The 4322-nt window shown below is 53.9% G+C and carries 4 protein-coding genes and 1 pseudogene; 3 read left to right on the top strand and 2 right to left on the bottom strand.

The window, feature by feature from the left end:
* Window positions 1-51 precede the first annotated feature (51 nt).
* Entirely contained in the window at window positions 52-351 is a 300-nt protein-coding gene (locus tag BBW68_RS01710; RefSeq protein ID WP_070133583.1) for an IS3 family transposase, read from the bottom strand.
* Between the two features lie 225 nt (window positions 352-576).
* Between BBW68_RS01710 and BBW68_RS01705 the strand changes: the two genes are divergently transcribed.
* The 3 genes from BBW68_RS01705 to BBW68_RS01695 all read left to right on the top strand — a co-directional run bounded on the left by BBW68_RS01705 (window position 577) and on the right by BBW68_RS01695 (window position 3467).
* On the top strand, window positions 577-1017 hold the full coding sequence (locus BBW68_RS01705; RefSeq protein ID WP_070133741.1) for a DUF2946 domain-containing protein: 441 nt from the start codon (window positions 577-579) through the stop codon (window positions 1015-1017).
* 162 nt (window positions 1018-1179) lie between these two features.
* Window positions 1180-3180, top strand: coding sequence for a TonB-dependent copper receptor (locus BBW68_RS01700; protein ID WP_070133740.1), 2001 nt, complete (start codon window positions 1180-1182; stop codon window positions 3178-3180).
* A 23-nt stretch (window positions 3181-3203) separates the two neighbouring features.
* Window positions 3204-3467: a DUF2534 family protein gene (locus tag BBW68_RS01695; RefSeq protein ID WP_070133739.1), complete on the top strand. Its 264-nt coding sequence runs from the start codon at window positions 3204-3206 to the stop codon at window positions 3465-3467.
* A 202-nt stretch (window positions 3468-3669) separates the two neighbouring features.
* On the opposite strand, the pseudogene BBW68_RS01690 reads toward BBW68_RS01695, so the two are convergent.
* Window positions 3670-4276 (bottom strand): annotated as a pseudogene (locus BBW68_RS01690) (Mu transposase domain-containing protein); the annotation flags it as partial.
* Window positions 4277-4322 lie beyond the last annotated feature (46 nt).

The raw sequence follows: 4322 nt of genomic DNA, 5'->3' as shown, positions 1-4322 counted from the left end.
CAAAAGTCTGGCACAACGCAGCGACCGGATACCTCGCTCTTAGCCTGTCGACTACCGTGAACCGTTGAGTGCGTCCGACATTAAGAGCGCCGTAGCCTTTTTTAGGATTTCGTTCTCCATTTCAAGGCGTTGTATTTTCTTCCTCGCCTCACGCAGCTCGAGCTGTTCTGGCGTCAGAGGAAGCCCGGCGGGCGTTTTCCCCTGGCGCTCAAGTCGCAGCTTATTCACCCAACGGGGGATAGCCGAATGGCTTACGTTAACTGCCTCTGCGGCCTTAACGTAGGTATAGCCGTGGTCGACAACTAACTTCGCCGCTTCGAGCTTAAATTCTGGCGTGAAATGTTTAGCCATTGGGTCACCTGTGGTGTTGGGAAGGTGAGAATATCACCTTCCGATCAGGTGGCCAGTATCAGTGTGCCACTACAACTGACTTAAAGGTCAAACCTTTCGGAGTCCCCCGGCAAAGCCGGAGGTTTACCGGATTTAATTAATAATGATTAATTTAAGTTCGCATTAACATTGTCAAATAAAGTCGCTAAACTAGCGTCTTTAATTCACTCTGCAGGGATTGCCAGATTGGTTTCATTCTATCGCCTGTCACAGCGCCGCTTGCCCGCTCTGATCGCTATTCTGGCGGTACTGCTGCTGTTTATTGCGCCGGATGTTTCCAAAACATTGGAGAGTTATCGCACCTCCGCTGACAGCGAAATGAGTACGCATCACCCTGCAGAGATGATGATGGATGATATGCCTATGCCCGCGATGTCAGGCCACGCCGCGATGATTATGCATGCCGGTTCTGCTGAAGCCATGCATCATGATATGGGCAGGATGGACGAATTTGCCTGCGGTTACTGTCAGCTTCTAGTCCATATGCCGCTACTGCTCTGCCTGTTTATCGTCTTTTTCTGGCTGATGTGTCTGATTGCCCTCATCCGACCCGCATTAATACTTCCCGCTTATCACGTTACTTTCTTCCTAGGTATTTGTCAGCCACGTGCCCCGCCGCTGCCTTAATTCCTTTCGTTTATTAATGCCATCAATTCACTGCGGATAACTCCGTCGGAAAGCGTTAACCTTTTTGTATTTGCTCTGCACAGGATGATGCACTCCTGAATATTATTTCGGGGTTCTGGTTGGATTCTTTAGACAGGATTACCGTTTAAAAAGGAATTAAGCATGAAAGTTATTTACCTGCCGCTGTCGCTATTAAGCATTGCGATCATTGCTGCCTGCCCACATCTGGCCGCAGCGCATAATGTGGTACCGGATGAAACGGGCGTAATGACCGTCACCGCGCCGCTAGCCTCTCCGCTGGAGATTGCCACTTCGCCAAAAACACCGCGCCAGCCGGTCCCTGCCAGCGACGGCTCCGACTATTTGAAAACCATTCCGGGCTTTGCGCAAATTCGTAACGGCGGGACCAACGGTGACCCGGTGTTTCGCGGCATGTTTGGCTCGCGCATGCGCATCATGACCGACGGCGGTGAAATGCCCGGTGCCTGCCCGGCGCGCATGGATGCCCCCAGTTCATACATCTCCCCGGAGAGTTACGACCTATTAAGCATCATCAAAGGCCCGCAAACCGTTATTTGGGGGCCGGGCAACTCGGCGGGCACTGTGCGCTTTGACCGTGAACCACACCGCTTCGACCAGTCAGGCATTCAGGGCAACGCCAGCCTGCTGGGGGCCTCGAACAATCGCTGGGATCAGAACGCCGACCTTAGCGTGGGTAGCGAACAGGGTTATCTGCGGGTGATTGGCAACCACTCTATTTCGCAGGACTACAAGGACGGCAAAGGTGACCGCGTGCCGTCGCGCTGGAACAAATGGAACAGCGACCTCGCGGTGGGCTGGACGTCGGATAAAGATACGCTGGTTGAGCTGACTGCGGGGCGTGGCAACGGCGAAGCACGCTACGCCGGACGTAGCATGGATGGCTCCCAATTCAAGCGTGAAAGCCTCAGCATGCGGGTGGAAAAATCGAACCTCGGCGAGGTATTCGACAAATTTGAAGCACAGATGTACTACAACTATGCCAATCACATTATGGATAATTACAGCCTGCGCAGTTCGGGCAGCATGCCGGGGATGTCTACCCATATGGATATGAGCATGCCGATGGCGATGCAGCTCGATCGCCGTACCGTTGGTGGTCGCTTTATGGGCACCTGGTTATGGTCTGACTTTGAACTGAAAAGCGGGATGGATATGCAAACTAGCAGCCATCGTAATCACTGGGATAACGACTGGCGCAAAGATGCCCGCTTTCACGATATTGGTGCCTTCGGTGAACTGAGCTGGAGCGTTGACCCGCACAATAAGCTGGTGAGCGGAGCACGACTCGAACGCAGCTGGGTGGACAATTTTAGCGCTTCCGACGAGGGTGCAAGGAGCGATACAATGCCTGCCGGGTTTATGCGGTTGGAACATACGCTGGATAGCCTGCCGCTGATGATGTATGCCGGAGTGGGCTATACCGAGCGTTTTCCAGATTACTGGGAGCTGTTCTCCCCCAGCTACTTCGTGGGCGGGCGCAGCACGGCGTTTGAAACAGTTAAGTCTGAGAAAACCACGCAGCTAGATATCGGTGCCAAATATTCTGGTAAGCGCATGGATGGCTGGGTTTCAGCTTACCTCGGCCACGTCAGGGACTTTATTCTCTTCAGCCACGATCCAAACGACGCTTACGTCAGCCGCGCCGACGATGTCAACGCCACGATTATGGGCGGTGAAGCAGGCCTGAGTTATAAACTGACGGAGAGTCTGACCGCAGACGGCAGCCTAGCGTATTCGTGGGGTCAAAACAGCTCAGGTCATCGCCCACTGCCGCAGATGCCGCCACTGGAGAGCCGACTAGGTCTGACTTGGAAACAGGGAAGCTGGAGTACTACCGGCCTGCTGCGTATGGTCGGGTTACAAAACCGTATCGCGCTGAATGAAGGCAACGTGGTTGGCAAAGACTTCGAACGCAGCGCAGGGTTCGGCATCTTTTCCGCCAATGCTGCGTATGAAGTGACGAAAAACGTCAAGATTAGCAGCGGCCTCGACAATATTTTTAACAATGCCTACAGCGAACACCTGAATCTGGCAGGCAACAGCGTATTTGGCTATTCTGCCAGTACCCCAGTCAATGAGCCAAGCCGCACTTGGTGGGCAAAAGTTAACGTCAAATTCTGAATCATCGTACAGGAGTACAGAACATGTCACTATTTCCACCGGGCAAAAAACGCCGCCACTTCTTTACCGCTCAGGCCTGCGTGCTGGTTTGCGCCATCATTGTGATGACTAAGGCGATGATTGGCGGGGCGATCAACGAGTACAATATGCCGTTTTCCACTTGGCCCGTTGAGCTGTATGTCTCCGAGTTCTTTATGATCACCATCTACAGCGTGGTCTTCACCCTGCTGCTTTCGGTGCCGCTGTGGTACTGGTTTATTGGCGAGCAGGATCCGTCCGGAAAATGATAAAAAAGAGGGCTGACCACAAAAGCAGTCAGCCCTCACACATCACATCCAAGCGAGGCATGCCTGACTCTACCCTGTTATTACAGCGCGTTCAGGATCGCCTCGGCGCTCTCTTTTGCATCGCTATCTTGGCTGTGCCACTCGGAGGCCATGCGCGTCAGACGGAGCCTTCTGAGCAGCCTTTCAAGCGTATGGATATCGGTTACTGCAGGTCTCCTTTCTGCATCAGGTTGTCATAACCCTGCAGGCTGTGCTGAACCAGCAGTTGAGCAGCTTCTGCAGGTCCGGCTCTCCCGGCTCCAGCAGCAGCTGGTTCAGCCCCTTCGCAACCACTGAGATATCTTTCCGTTCTGCCGCCAGCTTCAGGGCATTAACCATCAGACGGCTGGCCAGCTGAGGGGCCAAACGTGAACATATACGCTGCCACAACTGCCGCCATTCATCATCCGGCAGGATGTCGTTGCGAAGCGTGGCGTGATAGAACACCCCAGGTTTCCTGACTAGTCTGCCGATGACGTGCCGGAAGTTGATGCTGCGGACCCGTCGTTTGCCCTTTTGCCCCCGAACCCGGTCACAGCTCATCACCTCATCGCTGCCCACGTAGCAGCTCAGATGATCATCCCAGAGACGGACCTTCAGCATCTGTCCGATAAGCCGGGACGGGACGCTGTACACCACCTGCCTGACGTTGATGGTGCTACTCTGCTCACCAGGACAGACAGCTCCTCGTAGTCTGCACACCGCCGCTGAGGAAGTGGCTTCAGGTGCGTCAGTTCCTGACAAACCAGATCCTGATTGCGCTGGTTATGACACAGCATATTAGACGTCAACTACTTTGGCCGGTACGCGTCAACT

The organism is Candidatus Erwinia dacicola, assembly GCF_001756855.1.
GTDB classification, from domain to species: domain Bacteria; phylum Pseudomonadota; class Gammaproteobacteria; order Enterobacterales; family Enterobacteriaceae; genus Erwinia; species Erwinia dacicola.
The sequence above is the reverse complement of the archived record's forward strand: the minus strand, read 5'-3'. Positions and strand labels throughout refer to the sequence as shown.

Coding starts and splice junctions, on each gene's coding strand:
- BBW68_RS01700 (WP_070133740.1), top strand. CDS start 1,180: ATGAAAGTTATTTACCTGCCGCTGTCGCTATTAAGCATTGCGATCATT.
- BBW68_RS01695 (WP_070133739.1), top strand. CDS start 3,204: ATGTCACTATTTCCACCGGGCAAAAAACGCCGCCACTTCTTTACCGCT.
- BBW68_RS01710 (WP_070133583.1), bottom strand. CDS start 351: ATGGCTAAACATTTCACGCCAGAATTTAAGCTCGAAGCGGCGAAGTTA.